Genomic DNA, 26446 nt, shown 5'->3' with positions numbered 1-26446 from the left:
TAAAAAGAACTATTGATGTCCACCTTCAAAAAAGCCTTCAATGTGCATTCCCTTAAAGCGGGTTGCTGCAATTGGTTGTATTCGCGATTTTTAGGATTCATAGTTTCTAGGTATGCTGGTTTATAGCTTAAGTTTACCAGGATGTTGCCACATACTAAAAATCCGCAAAATTTGGATTTCTTTTTCCGATATGCGATAAATCATTTTGAAATGCCATTTACTTACAAAACGAACGTTTTCCGCATTGTAAAGAGGTTCTTTGGGATATTTATAGGGCATATTTCCCAAACTATCACCAAGTTCAAGTAATGTATTTAAAACGTGTTGAGCATTTTGCGGACTTCTTTTGGCAATATAAGCTATATGGCTGTTAAGTTCCTTTTTTGCTTTATCCCTCCAGACTATTCTCATCAATGATAAATTTTTTAACCTCATTAGATGTTTCACCTTTGAATTCGCCCCGGTCTATTTTTTCATTTATAGCCTTCATATCCTCTAAATAATCCTTTTCGTTTATAGGCGTGCCATCCGCATTATAACCTATAATGCTTTCCTTGTTCAAGTAGGTATTAAGTTTTTCCAATAAAGCATTATCAGAAATACTCAATATTCGTTGCGCCAGGGTGATTTTTAAAGTTTCTGTTTTCATGATATTTTAATTTTGGTATGATGCGTTTTTGATAAGTTTTAATTGGGATTTTCGTTCTTTTTTAAGTTTTTGTAATTCGTAAAAATCATTTATGAGTTTGGCATAATCGAGGGCATTTTTACCAATGTACTGCAAAAACATTTTTTCGGTACTATGCGCAGTTATTTGCATAATTAAAGGGGTTGGCATTATACCGTAAAGATTGGTTGCAAACGAACGCCTACAAACGTGAGAGCTAATAAGTTCATATTTTGGATACGTACCCACCACGGTACGTTTAATTCCTTTTTTTGCATATTTCCCATTTTTGTCCTTAGGTATTTCATTGCCATCCTTATCGAGCATCATTATTTTTGAACCCTTGGTAGGCTTGTCCAGTCCGGCAATTCTGCATACTTCTTTAATATCTGTATTAAACCTTTGTGAGCTTATTGTCTTTGGTAAACCCTCTTTAAGGATATCCAGGGTTTTATCTGTAATGGGTATGGTAATATCTTTTCCCGTTTTTTGCTGTTTAAGTTCGATGACGTCCAGATCATCACGACTTACAAAATTTTTTTCTGTAATGCTCAAAAGATCACCCCCACGTTGTCCTATTTGGCATCCAAACAAAAACCATTTTCGGACATTTTTATGGGCATCGCTCACAAGGTTTGTATTTTCGATTTGTTCGAGTTCCTTTGGAGTAAGGTAAATTATAAATTCCTTTTTAGGTTTTCCGCCTTTAATTTTACCTAATTGAAGGCTGGTTTCAACGCCGTCAAGTTTTGCATCATTACATACGGTTTTGAGATCGTCAATTTTTTTCCGTGCATAACTTTCCGAATAATTTTGATTGTGCATTAACCATTTTAAAAAAGCTCTTCCAAATTGCAAATCAATATCCTTTATTCGTATTGGGTTCTTTTTGCGGGTTTGGTATTTAGAAACAACCCTTAAAAGGTTTTTATAAGAGCTTACACGGCTTTTTGAAAGTCCTAAACCTTTTTGGCTATTTTCCCGGACGTCTGCAGTATCAATCATGTTCTGAATGCAATCTTTTAATAAATCGCTTCTTACCTCTTCCTTTACAGGATTATAATATCTTTGAAGAGTGTTTTTTAACCAATTTTTGTTATTGGGGTGTGGTTTCTCCTTTTTATAGGCTTTTAAGATTGAGTTTTCAATTTCGGAAAGTTTATTGTTCACAGTCGAAATTTCTCGTTTATCTTTTGCCGATACATTTCGTTTTTTATGGCGTGTTTTTTCCCAATATTCTTTAGATACTTCAAGTTCTGTTTTTCCCCCAAATTGAAATTTATTGCCGTTAGCTGCACAATCTTGTAACCGAATTGAAAGAGGAGCTTTTTCGCGGGTAGAACGGTATAAAAAATAGATGGTTGCCATTAGTGAAATATTTGAATAAAGTAAATATAACCATTTTGCGTACAACTTTAAAAAGTTGTACGCAATCTGTACGCAGCAATTCTATTTAGTTCTATTTTATTAAATCTACCTACTCTAAAAATATAAGCTCAAAACACTGGTAATCATTGTTTTCATTAAGGTTTCCATCGATTTATGAGGAGTATTGAGATTGTCGAAATGGTGCTTATTCTGTCCCGCTCCGAGTACCAGAAACCCTCTTAATCATTAGATTTTGAGGGTTTTGTGTTTTTTAGGGGCAACGTTTAGGGAAATATTTGTGTCTCAAATATGAAAATCGGGAAGTAACTGATTATTGTAAACTATTAATCAATCACTCCTCATCTTCATTTTTAACCGCACAATTATCGGCGTGCCAGGCGTTTCTTTCGCCCATGGGTCTTTCTGAACCTATGGTGGTGTCCTGACGGGTTTGATGTTCCATTTCAGAATTTATCTCGGCCCCAACCAAAACAATAAAGGCAGTAAGAAAGAGCCAAAGCAATAAAATAGCAACAGCGGCAAAACTTCCGTAGAGATCATCATAACTTCCAAAATTGGCTACATACCATGAGAATAACATGGAGCCACCCAACCAAAATAGGGTTCCAATAATCGCGCCCCAACTTACCCAACCAAACCTGGGGCTAGTTCTACAAGGAGCGATTTTGTAAACCATGCTCAGATTAAAGATGAGGATAAGTCCCAGAATTACCCAACGCAACCATTGCAACATATCTTCTATTTTTGGATTTAAGCCTAAATCTTTGATAAGCAAGGGGAAGAAAATAACGATTAATAAACTAATTAGACCAATTACCAATCCGCCCAGGGTAAAGAGGAGGCTAAGCAGGTTTTTTTTAATAATTCCGCGACTATCTGTCTCGTCATAGGCAATATTCACCCCTTGAAAAAGTGCATTTGTACCTTTGTTGGCACTCCAAATACTTATCATAATACTAATGAAAAGTCCCCAACCTATTTCTTTTTTAGAACGCTCCAAAATTGGTTCCAGGAAGTCGGTAATCATGCCAAAGGCCTGTTCTGGTAGCACTACGCTTAATCTTGAGATTTGATTTTGCATTTGTTCGGCTTCCAAAATCAATCCATAAATGGAAATTGCGGCTACGATAGTGGGGAAGATTGCCAGAAAGAAGTAAAAAGCTACCCCGGCCGAAATAATCTGCACATGATCTGTCTTAATTTCCTGGAATACCCTTTTGCCTATATCCATCCAACCGGAAAATGGTATTTGATGCGGCCATTTTGCCTCCTCTCCGCGGTATTTTGTAGCTTTTTTAGTACTCATATTTTTAAAATCTAATCCTTGAATTTCTTGGTAATATTTTAATGAAGCTAGTGCAGTTGTAATGAACTGTCATTCCGTTTCGGAGCACTCGAGAGAGGAATCTTTTCTTTCAAGCTAATTCTTTTTCTCTATATTACTGGAACCTTCTGGCGGATAGTTAAGTTTGTTCCTCAATGCTTCAATTTGCTCCCTGGTAAATTCGGGAATTGGCATTTCGTTCTCTTCCCGCCAGTTTTTTACTTCAGCTTCGGCTTTAACAGATTTTTCTTTAGAGAGTCCCGCATCTCTTCCAAAGTAAACAGTTTGTGATGGAAATGCGAAATCGGTGCCACTACGATTCACAACATCCAGCATACGCAACATCACATCTTCTTTTACAGCCAGGAATCCGCTGTAATCTGCTGCTTCCAGGTACGCGAAGATCTCCAGGTCCATAGAATTTGCAGTAACTCCAACAAAGCGAATACGAGCAGGATCTTCATAAACCTTGGGGTGGGCATAAAGTACTTTTCTTAATTCTGTAAGCAAAAATCTTAGCTGATCTGGCGTGGTTTCTTTTCTAAAACTAAGGGTATCGTAAAATTTAAACTTATCGCGAAAGGCATAATTCTCTATTGTATCAGAAGAAAAAGTGCCATTGGGTATGGTAACCAGGGTACGGTCCAGGGTTCGTATTCTGGTAGAACGAATGCCTATGTTCTCTACCGTGCCAGTGATGTCCCCAACCTTGCAATAATCACCTACCCTAATTGGCCTGTCGGCGATTAATGTCACACTTCCTACGAAGTTTTCTATGGTTTTTTGCGCACCCAGGGCCAGAGCAATACCACCAATACCAAGCGCAGCAAGGCCTGTGGTAACGTCTATTCCTATAGAACCTAAAATAGCAATAATACCAAGAATTATTATTGAGATTTTAGCTATGCGCTGCAAGAATAACACAACGGAGACCCCGGTGGCATTACCGCGCATTAGCATTCTGTTTTGTGAATATTTGCCTAAAAAATCAGATAGTCTCCAGAATAAAAGTAATATCGCTGCAATTGCAGTAATAATCGTAAGTGTGCTAAAACGCTGGCGCAGGATTATGGATAGGCCGAGTTCCCTGGAAAAGCCCACAAAAACCCAGAGGGCCATATAAAGTTTTAGTGGTAATCTTAAAGCATCTAAAATGCCAGAAATAGGATTTTTATTAGCTCTTTTCCAAACTTTCTTTACTAAATATATGAGTCCGGAAATGATTAAAAAAGAAATGAGATAGCTTAAAGCAATAAGCACCAGAGCTACTAACCATTGTCCAATGGGAACTCCACCCCAAAGATAGCGTTCAAGAATATTTGGCATTATTTGTTCGACTAAAGGAGAGTTCTGGATGCTAACCGAGCTTACTGCAGCAATACTTTCAGAAGAAAATAGCCATATAGGGTGACCGTCTTTATCTTCTTGTTGCTCTAAAAATATATCTATAGATTCATTATCGGGTTTTACATTACCTACTTTCTCTAATTTAGGATTCAGGCCATCATCGGTTTTTCCGGTAGGTTCATCACTAATAAGGGAAATGGGTTGGATATTACCTTTTTGGTCAAAGAGCCTTTGTAGAATCTTTACAATATGTTCCTGCTCTTCTAAACTGTTTATGTTTGGCGGAAAGTTTAAATATTCAATTGCCCTGGTATAATCTCTATTTGCCATGGCATCGATAAAGCCGGCAACCGATCCGCTTGGGGTTCTTCGTCCCAGGGCATCTTCGGGTATTTTTTCTTTTTTCTGTTCCTCTCCTTCATTTTTATTTAAAGAAAATTGAGCCTGAATATTTGAGGTGCTAAACAAAAGCGCTATGATAAATAGCAGCCCATAAATAGATTTAGTTTTTATCATAAAAGACGTTTATTTTCAAACCAAAGCCGAATATACTAAAATTGTTTTCATAGCTTCAGTTAGTGGTTTTTGATTAAGAACGCATAAAATTGATTTGGATTGATAAAGCTTCCTTAAAATTTAAAATCTAAGTCTTTAAAATAGGTTAAATGTCTTTATATTACTAAAATAAACAACTAAATTCATAATTATTGTTATAAAAAAAGAGAAAATGGAGAATGTTGTTAAGATTATAGAGATAAATGCAGTTACTCATAATGTGAAACAATTTAAGACTGAAAAACCAAAAGGTTTTAGTTTTACTCCGGGACATGCGACAGAGGTTTCTATAAATAAGAAAGATTGGAAAGATGAGAAAAGACCTTTCACCTTCACCAGTCTAAACGATGACGATTATTTAGAATTCACCATTAAGATTTATCCAGATCACGACGGCGTTACCGAGCAGCTTGGTAAATTAAAACCTGGTGACGAGCTAATTATCCGCGACACCTGGGGAGCGATAGAATATAAAGGTGACGGTTACATTATTGCCGGTGGTGCGGGAATCACGCCCTATATTGCTATGTTACGGGAATTAGAAAAAAAGAATAAACTTGATGGAATTAAGTTGTTTTACACCAATAAAACCGATAAAGATATTATTCTGAAAGATGAGTTGGATGAAATGCTTGGGGGTAATGCGACTTATGTTATTACAGACCAGGATAGCACAGCATATACTAAAGCATACATTAATAAGGATTTTTTAAAAGAAAACGTTCAAAACTTTGATGAAAAATTCTATGTGTGTGGCCCTCCAAAAATGACAGGGGAAGTTGGTGAAATACTCAAAGAGCTTGGTGCAAATCCAGATGCGGTAACTTTAGATGATCAATAAACAGAGACTACTAGTTAGGAATTTTTTAATTTATATTAGCTAACCGGTTTTTCGCAGATATGTGTGGTGAATAACTTTACAAAGAATTTACCAGGTTCTAAAAGGCAATGCAGGTTTTTTAATAAATTTACTAGATGTCGGTTTAACCATTCGAAAGACTGTTTAAAAATTAAGCTTAATCCTATCTTTTCAGCATTTATTACTTTTACACACTATGGGCTTTTTTGAAATTGATAACCTGGGAATATTCCTTGCTTGTGCTGGAATATTTTTTGCTGCTGTTTTTCTGCGTTATATCATCTCTGCCGGGGTGTTTTATTGGTATTATTTTAAACTGAAACGGAATAAATATAAAAGTAAACGCTTGAGTAAACGCTCTTTTAGGAAAGGACAGCTAAAAAAGGAGATTTACTGGAGTATGTGGTCTTCGGTAATCTTTGGGGTCTTTGGTGCTTTTCTCTACTATTTATGGCAGCAGGATCTTACTGCCATTTATTTAGATCCAAAAAAATATGGGATTTGGTATTTGCCATTAAGTTTCGTGATACTCTCCCTACTGCATGAAACTTATTATTATTGGGTGCATCGCTGGATGCATAATCCCAAAGTTTTTAGAAAGGTACATAAAGTACATCATGATAGTTTAGTGCCCAGCCCCTGGACGGCTTTTTCTTTCCATCCCTGGGAATCTTTACTGGAAGCGTTTATAGTGCCCGTCATCTTAATCATTTTGCCGGTAAATATTTTTGTGCTTGGCTGTTACCTTATATTTATGACACTAAGCAGTGTAATTAATCACCTTGATATTGAAGTTTATCCTAAATCATTTATAAATTCCCGCTTCGGAGGGCTGTTTATAGGAGCAACCCACCATCACTTTCATCATGCCGAGTTTAAAACAAACTACGGACTTTACTTCACTTTTTGGGACAAATGGATGAATACAGAGAGTAAGACTAAAATTGAGTAATCTATTTCTGTTATCTTAATTTAAAATCTTCAGGGATTCTGATAGTTTTTACAGGATTTGCTTATCTTCAGGGCAAAATTTAAGTTTATGGTTAGAAAATTACCTGTTTTGGGTTTGGTTGCCCTTCTTGCTGCCGGTTGCGGTAGTAAAAAATCTGTATTTGACGGAAAACAAATTTCCGCAGAAAACACTTCTAAAAAGTCGAAAAGTGATTTTAAAGATTACAACAAAGTTATTACGGCTGATGCTACTTCAGATGAAGGACTGTTTACCACTCATTTTGTTGACAGTAAGCTTTATTTTGAAATTCCGTTAGATTTATTGGATAAGGATATGTTGCTGGTAAGCCGAATTGCTCAAGTGCCAGATGGTTATGGCGGTGGGTATGTAAACGCCGGTTCTAAAGTAAATGAACAAGTGGTACGCTGGACGCGTCGCAAAGATAATATTGATGTAAAGGTGATTAGTTTTGAAAATGAAAGCGACGAAGAATCACCAATCTACAAATCGGTGCGGGCCAATAATTACTTTCCGATACTTTATAGTTCAAAGATTAAAGCTTTTAACAACGACTCTACCAGTGTGGTTATAGAGGTTAATGATCTGTTTGAAAATGAAGTGCAGGCCATAGATGGGCTTCCGGCTGGATTGCGCAAGCGCTACAAGGTGAAAAAACTGGATAAAAGTAGGTCTTATATAGAATCTGCGCATGCCTATCCCAAAAATATAGAGGTTAAGCATGTGATGACTTATGAAGCCCAGGAACCGCCACAACGCAATCAGGCCGGTACAATTTCTATGATGATGAACCAGTCTATGGTATTGCTCCCCGAAGAAAAAATGCAACCGCGAATTGCCGATCCCAGGGTGGGTTGGTTTACCATAGATAAATATGACTATAATTCAGAAGAATTGAAATCTGATGATTATGAGATTATTAGACGTTGGAAATTGGTGCCAAAAGATATTGAAGCTTACAAACGTGGTGAGTTGGTAGAGCCCGAAAAACCTATTGTTTATTACCTTGATCCTGCAACGCCCAAAAAGTGGCGACCTTATTTTAAAAAGGGAATCGAAGACTGGAATGTTGCTTTTGAAAAAGCCGGATTTAAAAATGCGGTAATTGCCAAAGATCCGCCAAGCAAAGAAGAAGACCCGGCGTTTAGTCCAGAAGATGTTCGGTATTCCGTAGTGCGTTATGTGGCGAGTACCACCAGGAATGCTACGGGACCATCGGTTTCAGATCCGCGCACGGGGGAAATTATTGAAAGCGATATTATATGGTACCACAATCATTTGCGTTCCTATAGAAATAGGTTTATGATAGAAGCGGGTGCTCAAACCGAAGCAGCAAGAACTTTAAACACTCCCGAAGAAGAAATTGGAGAAATGATGCGTATGGTAATCGCGCACGAGGTAGGGCATGCGCTGGGACTTCCGCATAATATGAAAGCCAGTTCGGCATATCCTACCGACTCTTTGCGCTCTGCAAGTTTTACGCAAAAATATGGTTTGACACCTTCCATTATGGATTATGCCCGGGTAAATTATGTTGCGCAACCGGGTGACGAAGGGGTGCGTTATATTAGGATGATGGGGCCTTATGATCTATATGCAATAAATTGGGGCTATCGTTATTTACCAGAAGCCAAATCGCCAAGGGCAGAAAAAGACACTTTAGATAAATGGATTTTAGCAAAAGCAGGAAATCCCTGGTTTGAATTTGGTAGTGGTTATGGTGGAGTAGATCCCCAGTCGCAAAGGGAAAGCCTGGGCGATGACCAGGTGAAAGCCAGCGAATATGGTCTCGCAAATCTAAAAAGAGTAGTACCAAATTTAGTGAAATGGACTTCAAAGGACGGTTATGCCTATGACGATTTAGAAGAAGTTTATCGCGAACTCACCTATATGTGGCGTGGTTATGTTTCGCACGTAGTAGCAAATATTGGTGGAGTATATGAAACTAAAAAGACTTCAAATCAGGACGGTGTTGTTTACGAAAATGTCCCTAAAGAGAAACAGAAAGAAGCCATGGATTTTTTAATTTCTGAAGCTTTTACAACTCCAGAATGGCTTTTAGACCAGGGGATTTTAAATAGAATTGAAGCTTCCGGAGCCATAGAAAGAGTTCAGGGGTTGCAAACCCGAGCTTTAAAGAGCTTGCTGAATAAAGATCGTTTAAAGCGATTAATAGCTAATGAAGAAGCCAATGGCAAAAAAGCCTATACTGCTGTAAATATGTTGAGCGAGCTTAGAAGGGGAATATTCAGTGAATTGTATAGGAATAGAAAAGTAGATGCTTACCGCCGAAACCTGCAACGTTCTTATGTGGATATTGCATCGTCCTACCTAAAGCAGTTAAGACAGGATAATAGTGATGATGAATTACTGAAATCTGATATTATGCCGTTAATGCGCGGGGAAATGCAAACTTTAAAACGCGAGTTAAACCGCAGAAAATCCAACACAAATGATGCGCTTACGCGTTATCACTGGAACGATCTTATCGCCCGTATTGATGCCGGCCTGGATGTAGATGCGTAGTTTTTGTGCTCTGAATGCGGGTTAATTTTAAAGAAAATTTGCCACGAACTTATCACTATTGTTATTGGTGGGTTCGTGGCTTTTTTGATTATTTAATTTGAAATTTCGCCGCTAAAACTACTCTAAGAATTACTTCAGAATCCTTGATATAATAAAAAAGATTCCTCTTCCGAGTGCTCCTTTAGGAATGACAGCTCATTTTCAAAATAAAAGTATGGGGTATAATGTGCAGAAAAAAATTTGTTTTTTTGAAAAACTTACTCCACCGGAAAATCAAAATAACTATTAGGATAAGGCTCGTTTCTTAATGTATAATGCCACCATTCTTCAGCATAAGGTCTAAACCCGTTTTTCATCATTAATCTTTTTAAAAAGGCCCGATTTGCTTTCTGCTTTTTGCTAATGTCTTCGGTATTATGATGAGAGATTTTTCCGAAGAAATCATAAGTACCGCCCATATCCATTTCTTTATGGGTGTGAGCGTCTATAATAGTGAGATCTACAGTACTGCCGCGAGAATGACCAGATTTGGTTGCGATATAACCAAGATTAAAGAGGTTCTTCTTTTGTAAATTAGGATAAAAGTCCTGTTTCGCTATGGTATCGCCGGGTTCCCGGGACCAGGCTATAAAACTATTCACTGCGCGTTGCGGGCGATAGGCATCAAAGATTTTAAGGCAGTAACCTTCTTCCATTAAATCCTCCTGTACTGCTGCCAGGGCTTTTGCGGTGGGTTTGTTTAAGATTGCAACCGGTTTATTATACCCATTTACGGGTTTTCCTGTAAAATTGTTTTCCCCTGCATAACGTATTTCCAGGACAATATCGGGAATTACTTCTTTTACATAAACAAAGTCCCTGGGCATGACTTGTTCCTGTGCTGTAATACCAAAGGCAAGGAGTAACAACAAGAAGAATAGCTTGAATTTCATTGGGGGTTAATTTTCATCCAAGGTATTAATTTTTTTTTAGCTAAAGATTTCCAATGAAAATTGGAGCTCATTAGCGAGTTCTCCATTATAGCAAAGTCTAAACTCTTCAAAGTTTGCCTTTAATCGCGGGGACGATAGCCAGGGGTTTAATTTCCCTGGAACCTGGCTTGAAATAAAGAACTTTTTTGGGAAGCATACCTCGTATCCTTAGGTCGAGGTTGTTGATTCTAAAAAATCTATTTAAAACTCGTGGCTTTGCTCCCCGTGAGTTTAATTTTAAAAAAATGCAGTATAATTAAATAGCTATAGTGTAGTCTTTTTTCTTTATTCTTGAAGCGAAGCGATCCTGGTTCTTTAATGATAATATTGATTCAAGATGTCTGTTCAATTAACTTGTATATATGGATATAATCCAATAACTTTGAATTTATTCGGATAAAATCCTAAAAACCTGTACTATGGGGCAACCACCAACTATTGAAATTAAACATTTTAAAGAAATAAGGGAAGAGAATAATTTTACCCAGGCAGAATTCGCCAAAGTTTTAAATATTAAAAATTCTACAGCAGATATTGAACGCGGTAGAACAAGGCTTTCGGGTAAAGTTGTAGCCGAGCTTTTGAGCAGGTTTGGGGTCAATCCTTTGTGGTTGTTTGGCGAAAGTGGCCAGAAGTATTTGCAACTAAGCAAAGGTGATGTAAGTCCCAAGGTAGTCACCGTAAATTCTTCCGATAATGAAAATATGGTGATGGTAAATCAAAAAGCCGCGGCGGGTTATCCCCATAACGTTCAGGATGTGGAGTGGTATCAACAATTACCGGCTTTTGATATTCCTTTGCCAGAGTTTAGAAACGCGACATATCGCGGATTTCAAATTGAAGGAGATAGTATGTTGCCCAACTATTATCCCAACGAATGGGTGCTCGCCAAAGCGGTGCCAGATCTGGACCAGGCGAGTAATAATAAAATTTATGTAGTGGTGCTTCAGGATTCGGTATTGGTGAAAAAGCTACAAAAATTGCCAGACTCTTCTAAGGTGCTGTTAATCTCGCTAAACGAAGAATATTTGCCTATAGAAGTAAATATTACCGAAATTCAGGAATTGTGGCAGGTGAATTCAAAATTGACTTTTAATCTTGATAATCCATCAGAAAGTGGACTTTTCAGAGAGTTAAAACACTCTATGGAAGAACTTAAACGAGAATTAAAATCATTTAAAAAGCAGGCGTAATCCAGATTAGGAGAGAGCTTTACATGTTTTTGGCTAATTGCTATAACAAAAAAATCCTTTTTGAACTTAATCAAAAAGGATTTTTAGTTTTTAATCGTTAAACGATTAATTTATTATTAATCTACCACGTCTTCAGCAGCATCGCCTACATCGTCGGCAGCATCTTCTACGCTATCTGCAGCTTTTTCAACTCCAGATTTTTCTCTGCAGGAAGTAAAAACCGCCGCAGTACTAAAAGTTAATGCGAGAATTAAAATTACTTTCTTCATAATATATAAGATTTAATTTATTGGTTACTTAGTTTATTAATAGTCATCATTGCCCTGTACTTCGTCTTCTACATCATTGGCAGCTTTATCAATTGCGTCGCCGGTATCATCGGCTGCTTTTTCTATAGCATCCCCAGTGTCATCTGCGGCCTGTTCTATAGCATCACCGGTATCATCGGCTGCTTTTTCAATATCATTACCGGCTTCTGTAGCTTCATTCTCCATACGATCTCCCTGGGTTTCCATCTTATTGGTGTCACGGCAGGAAATAAGCGCTGTACTAAAACTAAGAAATACAGCTAACATTAATATAGATTTTTTCATAATTTCGTTGTTTTTAGTGTTTCTAAAGTAGCAAAATTAGAGATGTGGATATAGATTTTAACAAAATTACTGCTAAAATTTTCTTAAAATAAAATAAGATTAGGAAAAAATGAGCTTCGTTCTTTATTTAATTTTAATTGTCATCACCAATTTTATCAATTTCTTCATCGATTTCTTCGTTTACTTTTTTATCAACTTTTTCACCGGTTCTTTCTAAAAGGCCTTTCCTTTCTTCTTTAGGCTCCTCTTTTTCTGTCTCAACTTCTTTTATAACGGTCTTTTCCTTCGTGTCCCGGCAGGATACCAGGCTAAGACTGCTTAGAAACAATATTCCTCCAAAAAGAATTACTTTTTTCATGATTAGCTTTGTTTAATTATAATTTCGAAACTACAATTAATATATCTTCTTGCTTTAAATTTTTAGTAAATTTTAGCAAAAAACATAATTTAAAGTTGGTTTTTATGCAAATAAGACATAATTATTTTGGTCGCACCGGCATTTGAATTGATAAAATGTCCAGCAATCATTCCTGTTTTTTCTCTAAAATCATCCTCTTGCAGTAACTTATTGGAAATTGCAGTGAACTCTGTTGCATTACTTACAGAAAAAAGCCCGGCTAGTTGTTTTAACCTAATGGCTTCTGGAAATTTGCTATGATTTTCCCCAATAATTATTGGAATTCCAAAAGTAGCCGGTTCCAGGATGTTATGTAAACCCGTTTTACCTGCGGCCCCGCCAACATAGGCAATACTCGCATAACTATAAATTCTTCCTAATAAACCAATATTGTCAATGATGAGCACCTTAAAGTCTTCAGGATTGTAATTTTTTAATTTTGAATACCGGATTGTGTTTTTCTGAATTTTCTCCTGAAGTTTATTCAGGTTGCTCTCTTTTATTTCATGTGGAGCTATTATAAATTTGATATTGACTGCAGTGGTGTTTATGAACTTCAGGAATAATTCTTCATCTTCGGGCCAGGTACTACCCATCACAAAACAAGGTTTTTGCTGAAGAAACTCTTCAATAACAACCAATTTATTGTCTTGCTCGATTTGCCTGGAAACCCTATCAAACCTGGTGTCGCCGCTTAAACTTACATTGCTGAACCCGATTTTTTCCAACATTTGTACAGATTCCTGGTTTTGCACAAAAAAGTGATCGAAACTGCTTAGCGCGTTTCGCATAAAAGAACCATAGGGTTTAAAATAAATTTGATCTTTTCTAAATGCCCCGGAAATAAGTAAAGTTTTAATACTGCGCTTTTTTAGTCCAGCTAAATAATTAGGCCATATTTCATATTTAATAAAGAAAGCCATTTTTGGATTAACCAGCTCGAGAAATCTTTTAGCGTTGGCCGTAGTGTCCAGGGGTAAATATGTAATGATATCGGCAAGCGGATGTTTCTTCTTGTTCTCATAGCCAGAAGGTGAGAAAAATGTAATAAGAATCTTGTATGCCGGAAAATCCTTTTTTATTTCTTCAATAATAGGAAGTGCCTGTTCAAATTCGCCTAAAGAAGCTGTGTGAAACCATAAATATTGAGCCGCTGGCTGGATCTTTTTTTCCAAAGTATTAAAAATTGACTTTCTTCCACGGATAAACAGTTTTAATTTATGATTAAAATTTCCAGCCAGGGGTAATGTCCCAGCTATTATTTTAGTTGCTATATTATAAAGTGCTTTCAAGAGATACTGTTATAGAGCAAAAATAGGAGTTTAAAATTAAAATTATGAATTTACGCTAACTGCGATGGGAAATTATTGATAGATATAATGTCTGGTAAAAGTTGCTAAACACCCTGGTTTAACCTTATTGAAACCTTTTAAAATGATGAGCAATAAAGAGGGATTTTGTATTTTCGTAGCACGCAAAAATATAGCAACACAGGGAGTAATTATACACCTGTGATAAATTCCCAAAATGGGATTAAAATGATAAGCAGATGAGAAAGATACAAATGGTGGATCTAAAAGGGCAATATGAAGATATAAAAAATCAGGTGAATACTTCTTTTGAAGAGGTTATAAAAAACACTTCTTTTATTAATGGTCCAGAGGTAAAGCAATTTCAGCAGGATTTAGAGGAATATCTCGATGTAAAACACGTGATTCCCTGTGCCAACGGTACCGATGCCCTTCAAATTGCGATGATGGGATTAGGTTTAAAACCCGGGGATGAGGTAATTACCGCCGATTTTACTTTTGCCGCAACCGTAGAGGTGATCGCACTTTTGCAGCTTACACCGGTGTTGGTAGATGTAGAGCCTCACACTTTTAATATAGATCCCCAATCCATAAAAAAAGCTATCACTCCAAAAACTAAAGCTATCGTTCCTGTGCATTTATTTGGACAAACCGCCAATATGGATGAGATTATGAAAATAGCCAAAGAGCATAACCTTTATGTAATTGAAGATAATGCCCAGGCCATTGGCGGAAATTATACTAACGAAGCTGGGGAAAAAACAAAAACGGGAACTATTGGAGATATTGGTGCAACTTCTTTTTTTCCTTCTAAGAATTTAGGATGTTATGGAGATGGTGGTGCGATTTTCACCAATAATGATGAGTTAGCACATACTATTAGGGGGATTGTAAATCACGGCATGTATGAGCGCTACCATCACGATGTGGTTGGGGTGAATTCCAGGTTAGATAGTTTACAGGCGGCTGTTTTAAGAGCTAAGTTACCAAAACTTGATGCCTATAATAAAGCCCGCAGAAATGCTGCTGAAAAATATACCAATGCGCTAAAAAATCATCAGGAGATTGTAACCCCGGAAATAATAGGGGAGGGAGATACACACGTTTTCCATCAATATACCTTAAAAATTAAGAATGGAAAACGCGATGCCCTGGCAAAATATTTACAGGAAAAAGGAATTCCCTTCGGAATTTACTATCCCATTCCTTTACATAATCAAAAAGCTTATGCCGATTCCAGATACAATGAAGCCGATTTTCCGGTGACGAATCAACTGGTAACCGAAGTAATTTCCCTGCCGATGCACACCGAATTGGATAAAGAGCAAATCGCCTTTATCACAGGTGCAATCTTAGAGTTTCTAAAGGATTAATTCCTGCAAAGTAGATAAGCTCCAAAAAAAATCCTGAGGCGAATAAGTCTCAGGATTTTTTACTTTTATAATGTTTAGGTGCAATTAGTTAAGCTTTATGTATGTTTTTAAAGACTTAAACACTTGCCGAAGCAGTTTCCATCTTGCGATTTATCTTTTTCACCAATCCCTGTAAAACTTTACCGGGGCCAACTTCAGTGAATTTTGTAGCGCCGTCTGCCATCATGTTTTGCACACTCTGGGTCCATTTTACGGGAGCGGTTAATTGAAAAACAAGGTTCTTTTTAATTTCCTCCGGATCGGTTACCGCAAAAGTGCTTACGTTCTGATAAATAGGACAGCTAGGTTTATTGAATTTTGTGTTTTCAATGGCATCAGCAAGTTCTTTTCTGGCTGGTTCCATTAAAGGCGAGTGAAAAGCACCACCTACCGGCAATATCATCGCTCTTTTTGCTCCGCGTTCCTTTAAAGCAGCACAGGCATCTTCAACAGCTTTAACATCTCCCGAAATCACCAGTTGCCCCGGGCAGTTATAATTTGCAGGTACTACTGTTCCCGTGATTTCGGCACAAACGGCTTCTACTACTTCATCTTCCAGGCCTAAAACCGCAGCCATTGTAGATTTTTGTAATTCACAAGCATTTTGCATAGCCATAGCTCGTTTATATACCAATTGCAGAGCGTCTTCAAAACTAAGCGTATTATTCGCAACCAGGGCAGAGAATTCCCCAAGGGAGTGTCCTGCTACCATATCTGGTTTAAACTCTTCCCCTAAAACCTTGCTTAAAATCACTGAATGTAAAAATATAGCGGGTTGGGTAACTTTAGTTTGTTTTAAATCCTCGGCAGAACCTTCAAACATAATATCGGTGATAGAAAATCCTAATATCTCATTTGCTCTTTCAAATAATTCTTGTGCCTTTGGAGAGTTTTCATACAAATCTAACCCCATCCCTGAGAATTGTGCTCCCTGGCCGGGAAAAATATATGCATTCATAAGTTTTGATTTAGAGTTGGCTAAAATAGAAATAAAAAAAAAGACCTCATAATTTGAATTATTAGTGAAGTCTTTTTTTAAATCGAGTGATAAATCATTGATGTTCGGTAAAATCAAAAATTAATTACCAGATTTCCAGTTATAGGCAGGTTTTAAAACGATTTTATAATTACTTACCCTTGCTATTGGAACTTTGCAGATAAAGAGTGAGTAGAGAAATATTATAAATCTAATTTTCCTTTTTCGCCAATATCCTTCGAGTCGCCGGTTACCGCAGTTGCACCAATTTTCAATAAGCTTACATATTTATTTTGTTTGGTGTCCCAAAAGTATGCTTCTTTTGGTATAAATTTAATTGCAGTTAAGTTGGGATCATCTGGGCCAGCGAACCAGGCGTCGTCAATTTTGCTGTAGAATTCTTTTAAAACATCTTTATTGGTTTCGATGCTTGCTTTCCCATATATGCTAATAAACTCCTTATCTGATACATCGCTGTAAAGCAATTGCACATCATTATCTTTGGCAATATCTGCGTTGTGGTCACTATCTAACGGACTAAAAAACCAGATGTTTCCTTCTTTATCTACTTCTTTAGTGGTCATGGGTACAGCACTAAGCGGCTTGTTGCCAAAGTCTGTCACCATCATAGCTGTTTTTATACTTTTTACCATAGACTTCATTTTAGATAAAGCCTCGTCTTTAGTCATTTTTTTAGTGCTCATAATTCATTTGTATTTTCATACAAATTACTAAGTACTGTGGTGCTTCTGCGTCAATAAATTGCTAAAAGAATAAGCTGTCCTGTTAAGAATTGTGAAATTATTAAAGCCAGGATAATTTAGCTGAATCAATGTTTTATTTCTTTATAAAAGTTTGGTATGTAAAAGCATAATCATGTTTCTCGTCTTTCTCGTGAAATTTTTCACTTTCCAATTGCCAGTTCTCTGGTTCGATGTTAGGAAAAAAGGTGTCTGCTTCAAAAGTGCCGTGAACCCTGGTCAATTCAATTTTTTCGGCTACTTCCATTCCCAATTTATAAATTTCGCCACCTCCAATAATAAATGGCTGGTCGTCGCTTTTAGCAATCTCAAGGGCTTTTTCTAAAGAATTGACCACAATTGCATCTTTTGCCAAATAACTCTCGTTTTTTGTAATTACCACGTGGGTGCGGTGAGGTAAGGGTTTTGGGAAAGTTTCGAAAGTCTTTCTGCCCATAATAATGTGGTGTCCCGTGGTGAGCTTTTTAAAACGTTTAAAATCATCTGGTAAATGCCAAACCAGGTCTTGATCTTTCCCCAGTTCATTATCTTCACCGGCAGCGGCAATCATTGTAATCATAAATTTAAGTATTGTAAGGTTGGTCTGGCTTGTTGCTATCTCCCAGTTTTGGCCTGAATTCCTCATCTTTTGGCTTTATTTCTGGGTGAAAATTAGTCTCTTTCTTAGTTTCTTTCTTTGGTGCTTCGGCGGGAAAATCTTTTTCTACCTGCTTCCGCATTTCAGCAATTTTCTTTTTTTGTTTCTCTACTAATTTGCTCATTTGTCTGTCCTTCCATTCCTTTCCCATGAATTTGTTGGTTACGAAGACATTCAGCAGATGAATAAGAAAGATAAAGGCCCACAAAAGTATCGCCCATACGAACCAGTTATAGCCCAGTGGCATAAAATTCTCTTTATAGCCAATAACGACATTGAGCACAATTAATAGGACTGCACCCACTAAAAATATGATAAAATGCTGAAATAATCTTTTTTTCTGAACGGTACGTTTGCGGGCGTTTTCATAAAGTTCACGCTCCTCGGCGTCCATTTTGGCCTTATTTTTCTTTTTAGAAAACATAATTAGAAGTACTTTAGTGTGCATTCCAAATTTACAGATTTCATTAACAATTTAGGTAGGATTATGGAGAATTTAAGAAAAGGCTTTCCCGTTTTAGAGCAATACACTTATTTAAACACAGCCGCATCTGGTTTGTTGCCCGAGGCGGTTTGGGAGTTTAGGCAGGAACATGACCTGGATTTTTTACTGGGAGCGAGTGTTTTTAAAGAAAAACAAGCGCATATTTTAGCCGATACCAGGGAAATGCTCGGGAAGTTTTGTGATGCTGCACCGCAACGGGTAGCTTTAGTGCCCAATTTTTCTTTCGGATTTAATACACTACTGGAAGGACTCAAAGAGAATAAAAATGCTTTATTGCTGAATAATGATTATCCCTCAATAAATTGGGCGGTAGAAAGCAGGGAGTTTAAGATTTCTTATGCCGAAATAAATGAAAATTTAGAGCAAAATATCGCTGAAGCTTTTAAAAGAAAACAACCCAATTTTTTTGCGTTTAGCATTGTCCAGTATTTAAATGGTATAAAAATTAACCTCGATTTTATAAAGGAATTAAAGGAAAAATATCCTGAAACTTTATTTATCGGCGACGGCACCCAATTTTGCGGAACAGAAGCTTTTAGTTTTGAATCTAGCGGATTGGATGTGCTTATTTGTAGCACTTATAAATGGTTAAACGCCGGATATGGAAATGCTTTTATGCTATTTAAAGAAGAAGTAGAAGAGAAAGTGACTCCAAAGAATCTAGGTTTTGGTTCGCTGCAGGGGAAATATAAAGCCCAGGAAGGCAGCTTTATAGGGAAGTTTGAGCCCGGTCATCAAGATACGCTTAATTTTGGGAGTTTACTTGCCGCGCTTAAGTTGATAGATAAAACTGGTAAAACTAAGATCTATGCCCAAATTAATACATTAAAAGAACTGGCTAAAGCTGAATTTACCAAAATGAACCTGCTGGAAGAAGCGGTGGTTAAAAGAACAGAACATACTTCCATCTTTAATATTAAAGGGGGCGATAAATTATTTGAATATCTAAGAAGTGAAAATATAATTACTTCCCAACGCGGTGATGGAATTCGTGTAAGCTTTCATTATTTTAATACAGAAAAAGAACTGGATTTTTTAGTGAAAAAAATTAGAGGATTTGTTAAATCCTGATTTTTAATATCCCAGGTTGAGAAATGTTAAAGTGAAACAGGTTCAGTAATTATAAAACCCTGTGGTATCTCCCAAATATGCCCCGAGCTTCGTAGTTTTTTTTGTCTTGGAGTTTTTGTGGCTATTTTTTTAATTTTAAAAGTTTTAAGTTGGTTGGTTATTAGAATGTTGATAATTAGAGCGTTTTTTATTTCAAGGGATTAAAGTCTATACTCTCTTGAAAATATAATTTTTATAATAATTCTCACGATCTTTAAAACTGTTTTCAATGCTTAAACCCGCTTCTTTTGCCAGCCATTCTACCACTTTATCATCATATTTTTGGGAAATTTCGGTATGAATACTTTCCCAGGCATCAAATTTCACTTCCAGTTCCAACTTGTTCAAATGTACTCTTTGTGCTATTTTGCTTACCAAAAAACTTTTGGCTGTGCCACTTTCTGGATCGTAGGTTTCCCAGTGCAGAAAATTATCCACATCAAAATTGGCGTCTAATTCTCTATTAATACGTACCAAAAGATTTTTATTAAAAGCTTCGGTGATTCCTGCCGGATCATTATAAGCATCTAAAATTTTCTGTGGATCTTTTTTCTGGTCAAAGCCCATAATTAGCATGTCATCTGGCGACATAGCCTGTTGAATATTCCGAAGAAAATTAATGGCGTCTTCGTGCATTAAATTCCCAATATTGGAACCCAGCACCAAAATCACTTTCCTGCGCTCGCTATAATCGGCAATATTTTCCAGGGTTTTAAAATAAGTACCTTGTTGAATTTTTACATTTAAGCGAGGGATTTCAACGTTCAAAGAAGCTGCGAGTTCGTCTAAAACATGCTGGCTAATATCTATGGGTAAATACTTGAAATCGTAATTTTTATCAACAAGATGTTTTAGCAGGATTTTTGTTTTTTTGCCGTCCCCGGCGCCCAGTTCTATGAGGTCGAAGCCTTTATTGGTATGCAGCTTTCCTCTTTCTTCTCCTATAATTTCAGCAATGGCATCTTTATGCCTTTGCAGAATATTAAACTCACAATTGGTAAGATAATATTCTGGCATATCCATTATTTGCTGAAAGAGTTTATCTCCCTTTTGGTCGTAAATGTATTTGGAATGTAAATATTTTGGAAAGCTTATAAGTCCCTTGTAAACGTCTTCTTCAAACGCCGATTGAAATTTAGTCGATGTGGTTTTCATTTAGTTTTTTAAGTTATTTGGCAAGTCGTAATCCGGTAAACTGCCAGCGTAATTGAGGATGAAAAAAATTGCGGTAGGTATGCCTGGAATGATTGGGGGAAGTAGCCACCGAGGCTCCCCTCAATACTTTTTGACTTACCATAAACTTACCGTTATATTCGCCAAGTGCTCCTTCTGGTTTTTTGAAATTTGGATAGGGAGAATAGGCACTTTCGGTCCATTCCCAGCGGTTCCCCCAGTCGAATTTATCTTGAGCAACTTCCCATTCAAACTCTGTGGGCAAACGCAAACCTTTCCATTGCGCGAAAGCAAAAGCTTCGTAATAGGAAATATGGCTTAGAGGAGCTGCAGGATTAATTTTTTCCAGGCCGTTTAGTGTGTATTGATGCCAGTTACCGTTAGTATGATGCCAGTAAAGTGGCGCTTTAATATTGTTGGTGTTTATCCAGTCCCAGCCTTCGGCATGCCAAAGCAATACCTGCTCGTAAGCACCATCTTCTATGAATTCTATAAATTCGGCATTGGTGATAAGCTTATTGGAAATTTCGAAGTCGTTTAAATAAACCTTGTGCGTACCCATTTCGTTATCATAACAGAAATCATTAGATTGATGACCTACCTGGTAAATATCTTCAGAAACACTTATCCATTCCTGTGTAAAATTCTGAATAGGGTTTTCTTTAAACTTATCGTTATACTTCGGAAAAAGAGGATTGTTTCCCAGGATAAACTTTATATCGGTTAGCAGTAATTCCTGATGCTGCTTTTCGTGATGACAACCAATTTCTATAATTCCGCAGAGCTCTTTAGAAATTTCGGCTTCTTTTAAAAACTCTTTTAGTGCTTTTGTTACATAGTCACGGTAATCATAGATCCATGATACGGTTGGTCTGGATAAATTTCCACGGTTAGTGCGAATCACTTTATCGCCCACGCTTTCGTAGTAACTATTGAAAACGTATGCCGAATTTTCATCAAAAAGCTGATAATCTTTTTGATGAGGCTTAAGTACAAATTCTTCAAAAAACCAGGTGGTATGCCCCAGGTGCCATTTAGGCGGCGAAACGTTTTCTACCGGTTGTACCACATAATCTTCAGTCTTCAAATGGGAACAAATTTCTTCTGAACGTGCCCTGGTTTGTGTAAAAAAATCTAGTAATTCGTGTTGTGATTGCATAAAAAAGTGGTGCTTTTTTGAGTACCAATCAAATTTACAATTTTTTCAATGGGTTTGAAACCTCCGGTAGTTAAGGGCAAGTTAAATAAAATCGAATGTTTAAAAGTTAAAAAAATACAGAAACAGCAATTGAAAGCCGAAACTGTAATAACTTCAATTTCTATAAAAATTGAGAAAACTGGGAAATGCAAAAATATATCAAAAAATGAGAGTGGAATAATTTTGAAATTCAATCCTCCAACAGCCAAAAATAAAAAAACCTGATGCTTGTTGCTTTAGGTTTACTTCTATAGCAACAAACATCAGATTAGCAAATATAAGATTATAATAATTACAGGTTTAGCGGAATTTTGTAGCTAATAGCGGTTGGTTTTCCCGCTATGGTTCCCGGTTGCATTTGCGGTAAATGTTTAAGCATTTCTTTTACCGCGGTAACAATAGGTTTTTGCTCCCCTTCAACCGAATTGATTATAGCTTTACCTTCTTTGTTTATTTCCAGCGCAACAAGCACTTTCCCTCTTATAAACTCCCCTTCAGCATTACGCGGGTATCTATAATGCTCTTTTACAAGTTTTATAAACTTTTCATTAAAGCATTCTTCTTTTTTTAGGGTGGTTTCACAGCCCGGCCAGATGGGAGCTTTTTCTTTTACATTTACGGAATTTCCTTTTACTTCCACATCGTTTTGGGCAAAGGCGAAAAAACCGGTTAAAAGAAAAAAGCAAAATAAAAGTTTTCTCATAGCTGGGAGTATTAAGATTTAAAATTTCTAATCTAGAAATTAAAAGGAACGGTGAAATTACGATCGTCTGGCTCTCCGTTTAAAGTGCCGGGTTCCATATCTGGAATTTTTTGTATCATCGCTTTTGCTGCTGCGTTTACTTCGGCTTTATCTCCCTCTACAGATTCTACTACCGCTTTTCCTTCTTCTGTGATGGTAAAAGAGATTTTTACTTTTCCCCTTATGTATTCACCATCCTCACTTTGCGGATATTCATAATTTTTTCTTACGTGTTGAGCGAGCTTTTGATTAAAACAGGCCTTTACATCTTCGGCATCTTCACAACCCGGCCAAACAGGAGAAGTTTGCTGGGCTTGCGCAGTGGCAAAACCGCCAATGATAAAACATGTGATAAGCATAAACTTTTTCATAAAAATTCAGTTTTAATTTAATAATTCAGTTTTATACCGCAACCTTTGCTTTAATTCCCGGATGCGGATTATAGTCTTCTAAATTAAAATCTTTATAGCTAAATCCAAAAATATCTTTTATTTCGGGATTAATTTTCATCTTAGGTAATGCTCTGGGTTCACGAGAAAGTTGGAGTTTTACCTGCTCTCTGTGATTGTTGTAAATATGAACATCGCCAAAGGTGTGGATGAAATCCCCCGCTTCATAATCGCAAACCTGCGCCATCATCATGGTAAATAAAGCATAGGAAGCGATGTTAAATGGCACTCCCAAAAAGACATCGGCACTTCTTTGGTACAATTGTAGGGATAACTTTGGTTTGCCGTTTTCATTAGGGCTTACATAGAACTGAAAAAAGGCGTGACAGGGAGGCAGCGCTGCTTTTCCATTGGCTACATTTTCTGAAAATGATTTTGATGTATCTGGCATCACCGAGGGATTCCAGGCAGAAACCAACATTCTTCTGCTATTTGGATTTTTCTTTAAGATCTCTACGGTCTCGGCAATTTGGTCTATTTCTTCATTATTCCAGTTGCGCCATTGGTGCCCATAAACAGGACCAAGATCCCCATTTTCATCGGCCCACTCGTTCCAAATCTTTACGCCGTTTTCCTGTAGGTACTGCACGTTGGTATCACCTTTTAGAAACCATAACAGTTCATAAATTATAGATTTTAAATGTAATTTTTTCGTGGTAACCATAGGAAAGCCCTCGCTAAGATCAAAGCGCATTTGGTGACCAAATACACTTCGGGTACCGGTACCGGTGCGGTCACCTTTATCTGTGCCCTTTTCAAGGATATGTTTTAAAAGATCGTGATACTGTTTCATATTTACAACTTTTTAGACCGGCCTAAAGTACTAAAATGAATAGATTTTTTGCAAGTTTTAACCGGTTTAAAAGTGGTCATTAACGCAATCCACTAATTTCATAATGGATTTGACTAAACCGGACGTTAAAATCTGTTAATTAACTAGTTATAGGGACTATTTTTTATTGCTCATAAATAATTTAGCACTATAACCAGAAAATAATATATTATGAAAAAGATTTATTTAGCCTTTGGCGTGATACTTTTTGAAAGTAATCTTCACGCGCAAAATCCAGATGCCGTGAACTTTACTGACACCATTATTAGTCCGCAGTTTTTTGTTACCGTTATTGCTGGAGTAATACTCGCTCTGGGATTTCAGTTTATACTTACTGCACTTTCGGTCGCTGCGGGTATCACTGCCGTGGGCGATGTTAAAAAGTCTTATGTAGAAAATAAAAATAATTCTTCGGAAAAAGATCGTTTTAACGAAGAGACAGACGATGCAGATGACGATAGTGCTTCTGCCGGAACGATAATTACCACCGGATTCGGAATATGGAGTACGATTACCGTGGCAATCTCTTTGTTTGGGGCTACTGCTTTTGCTATGAATTTAAGCCTGGTTGCCAATCCATTAATTGCTGTGACTCTTGCTCTGGTAATCTGGGCAAGTTTTTTTATCCTGTTATTTTATTTAGAAAGTAAAGTAGTGAATACTGTTGTAGGTGGTTTGATTAATACTGCTACAGCCGGTTTGAGGTCTTCGGCAAGTGCAGTGAAAGATATGTTCGCACCTTCAGACGCTGCTAAAGTTGAACACGTGGCAGACCATACCGTTGAAAAAGTGAGAAAGGAATTTCAGAATAATTTCGATGCTGGAATGTTTGATAGTGCTGTAGATGAATTCTTTACCAAATTTGATAAGAAAACACCAAATTATGATAAGGTGAAGCAAGACATTCAGCAATTGGTAGATGAGTCTGTAAAAAAATCCAATGAGCAAAGCAGTTCTGATAGTAGTGGTGGCCAGGGTAAATGGATGGCTATTCAGAGTGTGCTTAACAGCGCTATAGATAAATCGTCTAATGATAATTCTGAAGAAGGAAAAAGTAAGACAGAGCAACTTAAGCGTTTGGAAAGTGAACTGAAAGAGGCTTATGGCGAAGGCGATACCAAAGAAGAGAAAGCTAAGAAAGTTATTGCGAAATTGACTCCTGCCGAAGAAGCGGAAGTAGATTCTTATATGAACAAGGTTAAAGAATTTCTTTCTCAAGACGGTTCATCAGCTATGGATGCTGAAGAAATGGAGCAACGAATTAAGGAGATCATTAAAAACCCTAAAGTAGAAGCTAATAAAATTGGTCAAAAAATGGGGGATTTAGACCGAAACACCATAGTTGAATATCTTTCAGAAAACACCTCTATGGAGCGTCAGCAAATAGAAATGTATGCTGATAAAGCTGAAAAGATAATTCGTCGTATCCAGGTGCAGCTTAATAATAACTCATCTAATGATGTTGTGAAAGAGGTGGAAAAACGGGTGCAGAATATTATTGGCAACCTTACCGGAACGGATAACAGCTCGGGAATTAATACTGCACAATTGAGCAGAATATTCCAGGAAAAAATGGATAATCAAAAGGATAGTTTGGAGTCCATCAAAGCCAGGCTTGCAAATGCCGATAGGGAAGAAGTAAACGCTTTGGTAACCAATAATACAAATGTTGATAGGAAAGATATCGATAAAGTTGTTGATTCTTATGAAGATGCGAGACAGCAAGTACTGGATAAAGTGCAGCAAATAGAAGATACAGCTCGTGGAAAAATTAAAGTAATGGAACGCAAAGCCGTGATCCAGGCAGAACACGCCAGGGAAACTGCAGCAGCCGCTGCCTGGTGGCTAGTGGTAAGTGCTGTATTTTCAGCTTGTGCCGCAATAGGTGGTAGCTTACTAACTTTATTTTAACTACGGGGTGAACGATAGTCAGGGATTTAATTCCCCGTGCTTTGCCTCAAAATAAAAAAACTTTTTAAAAAAGAGGTGGCTTTTGGAAGGAACATTGGTTCGTCGGGTGGTCTCGACAATTCATTGTACTTTTTAGGCAGCCTCTTTTTTTTGTTATATTATCAGTAATGTCCTAATTAATTTTAGAACAATTTATCATTAAACTTGTCTAAGACAATTCATTCTTTTTGCATTGCCAAAACCCTTCGACCTTGCTAGGATAAAAAGAAGCAAAAAAGCTAGACTTATCGCTTGACTACGCTCGGGACAGGCTATACTTTATCTAGATTTACCATTCAAACCCTTTCCGAAGTTTCGGGATTACGGGATTTTCACTTCTCCCAAAACATCGGGATTACGATAAATTTTCGATAGGCCGAAGAAACCGTACTACTAAAAATCATCCCAATCATTATAAAAAGCTATCGAAACCCAATTATAATAGGTTCTTACAAAATATCTGCAAAAATGTTTAGGACGCTATTGTTATATTATAAACTGTTCAAGTTTAATTGGATTTTAAAAGTTTTGTCTATCGTAATATTGCTTCAGAATTATCATAGAACTTTAGAAAAGAAATGCTTTGATGAAGCTTCAAGT

Annotated in this window: 26 protein-coding genes; 7 read left to right on the top strand and 19 right to left on the bottom strand. The window is 37.0% G+C overall.

The window, feature by feature from the left end; genetic code table 11:
• Positions 1-120: 120 nt before the first annotated feature.
• The 5 genes from BUA71_RS16015 to BUA71_RS15995 all read right to left on the bottom strand — a co-directional run bounded on the left by BUA71_RS16015 (position 121) and on the right by BUA71_RS15995 (position 5243).
• Positions 121-411, bottom strand: a complete 291-nt coding sequence (locus BUA71_RS16015) for a type II toxin-antitoxin system RelE/ParE family toxin (RefSeq protein ID WP_072881570.1) — start codon at positions 409-411, stop codon at positions 121-123.
• Positions 389-649, bottom strand: a complete 261-nt coding sequence (locus BUA71_RS16010; protein WP_072881568.1) for a hypothetical protein — start codon at positions 647-649, stop codon at positions 389-391. The genes BUA71_RS16015 and BUA71_RS16010 overlap by 23 nt, the downstream gene beginning before the upstream one ends.
• Before the next feature lie 6 nt (positions 650-655).
• A complete protein-coding gene (locus BUA71_RS17545) occupies positions 656-2035 on the bottom strand; it encodes a tyrosine-type recombinase/integrase (protein WP_072881566.1) in 1380 nt (459 codons plus the stop codon).
• A 352-nt stretch (positions 2036-2387) separates the two neighbouring features.
• On the bottom strand, positions 2388-3362 hold the full coding sequence (locus tag BUA71_RS16000) for a YihY/virulence factor BrkB family protein (protein WP_072881564.1): 975 nt from the start codon (positions 3360-3362) through the stop codon (positions 2388-2390).
• Between the two features lie 114 nt (positions 3363-3476).
• A complete protein-coding gene (locus BUA71_RS15995) occupies positions 3477-5243 on the bottom strand; it encodes a mechanosensitive ion channel family protein (RefSeq protein WP_072881562.1) in 1767 nt (588 codons plus the stop codon).
• A 211-nt stretch (positions 5244-5454) separates the two neighbouring features.
• Here BUA71_RS15995 and BUA71_RS15990 point away from each other — a divergent pair, with 211 nt between their 5' ends.
• The 3 genes from BUA71_RS15990 (at position 5455) to BUA71_RS15980 (ending at position 9637) form a co-directional block, all read left to right on the top strand.
• Positions 5455-6123 (top strand): FAD-binding oxidoreductase, encoded by a 669-nt coding sequence (locus tag BUA71_RS15990; protein WP_072881560.1) that lies wholly within the window; start codon positions 5455-5457, stop codon positions 6121-6123.
• A gap of 214 nt (positions 6124-6337) precedes the next feature.
• Positions 6338-7093, top strand: a complete 756-nt coding sequence (locus BUA71_RS15985; RefSeq protein ID WP_072881558.1) for a sterol desaturase family protein — start codon at positions 6338-6340, stop codon at positions 7091-7093.
• Positions 7094-7180: 87 nt separating this feature from the next.
• A complete protein-coding gene (locus BUA71_RS15980; protein WP_072881556.1) occupies positions 7181-9637 on the top strand; it encodes a zinc-dependent metalloprotease in 2457 nt (818 codons plus the stop codon).
• 257 nt (positions 9638-9894) lie between these two features.
• Here the strand turns inward: BUA71_RS15980 and BUA71_RS15975 are convergent, their stop codons facing one another.
• Entirely contained in the window at positions 9895-10569 is a 675-nt protein-coding gene (locus tag BUA71_RS15975) for a M15 family metallopeptidase (RefSeq protein ID WP_083572127.1), read from the bottom strand.
• A 458-nt stretch (positions 10570-11027) separates the two neighbouring features.
• Between BUA71_RS15975 and BUA71_RS15970 the strand changes: the two genes are divergently transcribed.
• Positions 11028-11801: an XRE family transcriptional regulator gene (locus tag BUA71_RS15970; RefSeq protein ID WP_072881554.1), complete on the top strand. Its 774-nt coding sequence runs from the start codon at positions 11028-11030 to the stop codon at positions 11799-11801.
• 116 nt (positions 11802-11917) lie between these two features.
• Here BUA71_RS15970 and BUA71_RS17680 read toward each other — a convergent pair whose 3' ends face one another.
• From BUA71_RS17680 to BUA71_RS15955, 4 genes are all read right to left on the bottom strand, one after another.
• The gene (locus BUA71_RS17680) at positions 11918-12070 is read right to left on the bottom strand and encodes a hypothetical protein (protein ID WP_175545976.1); all 153 of its coding nucleotides are present in this window, start codon (positions 12068-12070) and stop codon (positions 11918-11920) included.
• 36 nt (positions 12071-12106) lie between these two features.
• Positions 12107-12394: a hypothetical protein gene (locus BUA71_RS15965; RefSeq protein WP_072881552.1), complete on the bottom strand. Its 288-nt coding sequence runs from the start codon at positions 12392-12394 to the stop codon at positions 12107-12109.
• 133 nt (positions 12395-12527) lie between these two features.
• Positions 12528-12752: a hypothetical protein gene (locus BUA71_RS15960; protein WP_072881550.1), complete on the bottom strand. Its 225-nt coding sequence runs from the start codon at positions 12750-12752 to the stop codon at positions 12528-12530.
• Between the two features lie 89 nt (positions 12753-12841).
• A complete protein-coding gene (locus BUA71_RS15955; protein ID WP_245812621.1) occupies positions 12842-13966 on the bottom strand; it encodes a 3-deoxy-D-manno-octulosonic acid transferase in 1125 nt (374 codons plus the stop codon).
• 374 nt (positions 13967-14340) lie between these two features.
• Here BUA71_RS15955 and BUA71_RS15950 point away from each other — a divergent pair, with 374 nt between their 5' ends.
• Positions 14341-15474 carry a DegT/DnrJ/EryC1/StrS family aminotransferase gene (locus BUA71_RS15950; protein ID WP_072881546.1) on the top strand — a complete coding sequence of 378 codons (1134 nt, stop codon included), beginning with the start codon at positions 14341-14343 and terminating at the stop codon, positions 15472-15474.
• Positions 15475-15589: 115 nt separating this feature from the next.
• On the opposite strand, the gene fabD is transcribed toward BUA71_RS15950, so the two are convergent.
• From fabD to BUA71_RS15930, 4 genes are all read right to left on the bottom strand, one after another.
• Positions 15590-16471: an ACP S-malonyltransferase gene (gene fabD / locus BUA71_RS15945; RefSeq protein WP_072881572.1), complete on the bottom strand. Its 882-nt coding sequence runs from the start codon at positions 16469-16471 to the stop codon at positions 15590-15592.
• A gap of 221 nt (positions 16472-16692) precedes the next feature.
• Positions 16693-17193 (bottom strand): pyridoxamine 5'-phosphate oxidase family protein, encoded by a 501-nt coding sequence (locus BUA71_RS15940; protein WP_072881544.1) that lies wholly within the window; start codon positions 17191-17193, stop codon positions 16693-16695.
• 133 nt (positions 17194-17326) lie between these two features.
• Complete coding sequence (locus tag BUA71_RS15935; protein ID WP_072881542.1) at positions 17327-17809, bottom strand: dihydrofolate reductase; 483 nt, start codon at positions 17807-17809, stop codon at positions 17327-17329.
• A 4-nt stretch (positions 17810-17813) separates the two neighbouring features.
• Positions 17814-18335 carry a 2TM domain-containing protein gene (locus BUA71_RS15930; protein WP_317040913.1) on the bottom strand — a complete coding sequence of 174 codons (522 nt, stop codon included), beginning with the start codon at positions 18333-18335 and terminating at the stop codon, positions 17814-17816.
• Positions 18336-18374: 39 nt separating this feature from the next.
• Here BUA71_RS15930 and BUA71_RS15925 point away from each other — a divergent pair, with 39 nt between their 5' ends.
• A complete protein-coding gene (locus BUA71_RS15925) occupies positions 18375-19463 on the top strand; it encodes an aminotransferase class V-fold PLP-dependent enzyme (RefSeq protein WP_072881538.1) in 1089 nt (362 codons plus the stop codon).
• 207 nt (positions 19464-19670) lie between these two features.
• Here BUA71_RS15925 and egtD read toward each other — a convergent pair whose 3' ends face one another.
• The 5 genes from egtD to BUA71_RS15895 form a co-directional block, all read right to left on the bottom strand.
• Entirely contained in the window at positions 19671-20657 is a 987-nt protein-coding gene (gene egtD, locus BUA71_RS15920) for an L-histidine N(alpha)-methyltransferase (RefSeq protein ID WP_072881536.1), read from the bottom strand.
• A 13-nt stretch (positions 20658-20670) separates the two neighbouring features.
• Positions 20671-21834 (bottom strand): ergothioneine biosynthesis protein EgtB, encoded by a 1164-nt coding sequence (gene egtB, locus BUA71_RS15915; RefSeq protein WP_072881534.1) that lies wholly within the window; start codon positions 21832-21834, stop codon positions 20671-20673.
• 331 nt (positions 21835-22165) lie between these two features.
• Positions 22166-22576, bottom strand: coding sequence for an energy transducer TonB (locus tag BUA71_RS15905; protein WP_072881529.1), 411 nt, complete (start codon positions 22574-22576; stop codon positions 22166-22168).
• A gap of 32 nt (positions 22577-22608) precedes the next feature.
• Positions 22609-22986 carry an energy transducer TonB gene (locus BUA71_RS15900; protein WP_072881526.1) on the bottom strand — a complete coding sequence of 126 codons (378 nt, stop codon included), beginning with the start codon at positions 22984-22986 and terminating at the stop codon, positions 22609-22611.
• A 31-nt stretch (positions 22987-23017) separates the two neighbouring features.
• Positions 23018-23857: a thymidylate synthase gene (locus tag BUA71_RS15895; protein WP_072881525.1), complete on the bottom strand. Its 840-nt coding sequence runs from the start codon at positions 23855-23857 to the stop codon at positions 23018-23020.
• 210 nt (positions 23858-24067) lie between these two features.
• Between BUA71_RS15895 and BUA71_RS15890 the strand changes: the two genes are divergently transcribed.
• A complete protein-coding gene (locus BUA71_RS15890; RefSeq protein WP_072881524.1) occupies positions 24068-25807 on the top strand; it encodes a hypothetical protein in 1740 nt (579 codons plus the stop codon).
• The last annotated feature ends 639 nt before the right edge of the window (positions 25808-26446 follow it).

It is taken from the genome of Salegentibacter echinorum (assembly GCF_900129445.1).
Taxonomy (GTDB): domain Bacteria; phylum Bacteroidota; class Bacteroidia; order Flavobacteriales; family Flavobacteriaceae; genus Salegentibacter; species Salegentibacter echinorum.
The sequence above is the reverse complement of the archived record's forward strand: the minus strand, read 5'-3'. Positions and strand labels throughout refer to the sequence as shown.

What these genes read in the sequence shown, in the direction of transcription:
- BUA71_RS16015 (WP_072881570.1), bottom strand. Translation starts at nt 411, where the DNA reads ATGAGAATAGTCTGGAGGGATAAAGCAAAAAAGGAACTTAACAGCCAT.
- BUA71_RS16010 (WP_072881568.1), bottom strand. Translation starts at nt 649, where the DNA reads ATGAAAACAGAAACTTTAAAAATCACCCTGGCGCAACGAATATTGAGT.
- BUA71_RS17545 (WP_072881566.1), bottom strand. Translation starts at nt 2,035, where the DNA reads ATGGCAACCATCTATTTTTTATACCGTTCTACCCGCGAAAAAGCTCCT.
- BUA71_RS16000 (WP_072881564.1), bottom strand. Translation starts at nt 3,362, where the DNA reads ATGAGTACTAAAAAAGCTACAAAATACCGCGGAGAGGAGGCAAAATGG.
- BUA71_RS15995 (WP_072881562.1), bottom strand. Translation starts at nt 5,243, where the DNA reads ATGATAAAAACTAAATCTATTTATGGGCTGCTATTTATCATAGCGCTT.
- BUA71_RS15990 (WP_072881560.1), top strand. Translation starts at nt 5,455, where the DNA reads ATGGAGAATGTTGTTAAGATTATAGAGATAAATGCAGTTACTCATAAT.
- BUA71_RS15985 (WP_072881558.1), top strand. Translation starts at nt 6,338, where the DNA reads ATGGGCTTTTTTGAAATTGATAACCTGGGAATATTCCTTGCTTGTGCT.
- BUA71_RS15980 (WP_072881556.1), top strand. Translation starts at nt 7,181, where the DNA reads ATGGTTAGAAAATTACCTGTTTTGGGTTTGGTTGCCCTTCTTGCTGCC.
- BUA71_RS15975 (WP_083572127.1), bottom strand. Translation starts at nt 10,569, where the DNA reads ATGAAATTCAAGCTATTCTTCTTGTTGTTACTCCTTGCCTTTGGTATT.
- BUA71_RS15970 (WP_072881554.1), top strand. Translation starts at nt 11,028, where the DNA reads ATGGGGCAACCACCAACTATTGAAATTAAACATTTTAAAGAAATAAGG.
- BUA71_RS17680 (WP_175545976.1), bottom strand. Translation starts at nt 12,070, where the DNA reads ATGAAGAAAGTAATTTTAATTCTCGCATTAACTTTTAGTACTGCGGCG.
- BUA71_RS15965 (WP_072881552.1), bottom strand. Translation starts at nt 12,394, where the DNA reads ATGAAAAAATCTATATTAATGTTAGCTGTATTTCTTAGTTTTAGTACA.
- BUA71_RS15960 (WP_072881550.1), bottom strand. Translation starts at nt 12,752, where the DNA reads ATGAAAAAAGTAATTCTTTTTGGAGGAATATTGTTTCTAAGCAGTCTT.
- BUA71_RS15950 (WP_072881546.1), top strand. Translation starts at nt 14,341, where the DNA reads ATGAGAAAGATACAAATGGTGGATCTAAAAGGGCAATATGAAGATATA.
- fabD (WP_072881572.1), bottom strand. Translation starts at nt 16,471, where the DNA reads ATGAATGCATATATTTTTCCCGGCCAGGGAGCACAATTCTCAGGGATG.
- BUA71_RS15940 (WP_072881544.1), bottom strand. Translation starts at nt 17,193, where the DNA reads ATGAGCACTAAAAAAATGACTAAAGACGAGGCTTTATCTAAAATGAAG.
- BUA71_RS15935 (WP_072881542.1), bottom strand. Translation starts at nt 17,809, where the DNA reads ATGATTACAATGATTGCCGCTGCCGGTGAAGATAATGAACTGGGGAAA.
- BUA71_RS15930 (WP_317040913.1), bottom strand. Translation starts at nt 18,335, where the DNA reads ATGCACACTAAAGTACTTCTAATTATGTTTTCTAAAAAGAAAAATAAG.
- BUA71_RS15925 (WP_072881538.1), top strand. Translation starts at nt 18,375, where the DNA reads ATGGAGAATTTAAGAAAAGGCTTTCCCGTTTTAGAGCAATACACTTAT.
- egtD (WP_072881536.1), bottom strand. Translation starts at nt 20,657, where the DNA reads ATGAAAACCACATCGACTAAATTTCAATCGGCGTTTGAAGAAGACGTT.
- egtB (WP_072881534.1), bottom strand. Translation starts at nt 21,834, where the DNA reads ATGCAATCACAACACGAATTACTAGATTTTTTTACACAAACCAGGGCA.
- BUA71_RS15905 (WP_072881529.1), bottom strand. Translation starts at nt 22,576, where the DNA reads ATGAGAAAACTTTTATTTTGCTTTTTTCTTTTAACCGGTTTTTTCGCC.
- BUA71_RS15900 (WP_072881526.1), bottom strand. Translation starts at nt 22,986, where the DNA reads ATGAAAAAGTTTATGCTTATCACATGTTTTATCATTGGCGGTTTTGCC.
- BUA71_RS15895 (WP_072881525.1), bottom strand. Translation starts at nt 23,857, where the DNA reads ATGAAACAGTATCACGATCTTTTAAAACATATCCTTGAAAAGGGCACA.
- BUA71_RS15890 (WP_072881524.1), top strand. Translation starts at nt 24,068, where the DNA reads ATGAAAAAGATTTATTTAGCCTTTGGCGTGATACTTTTTGAAAGTAAT.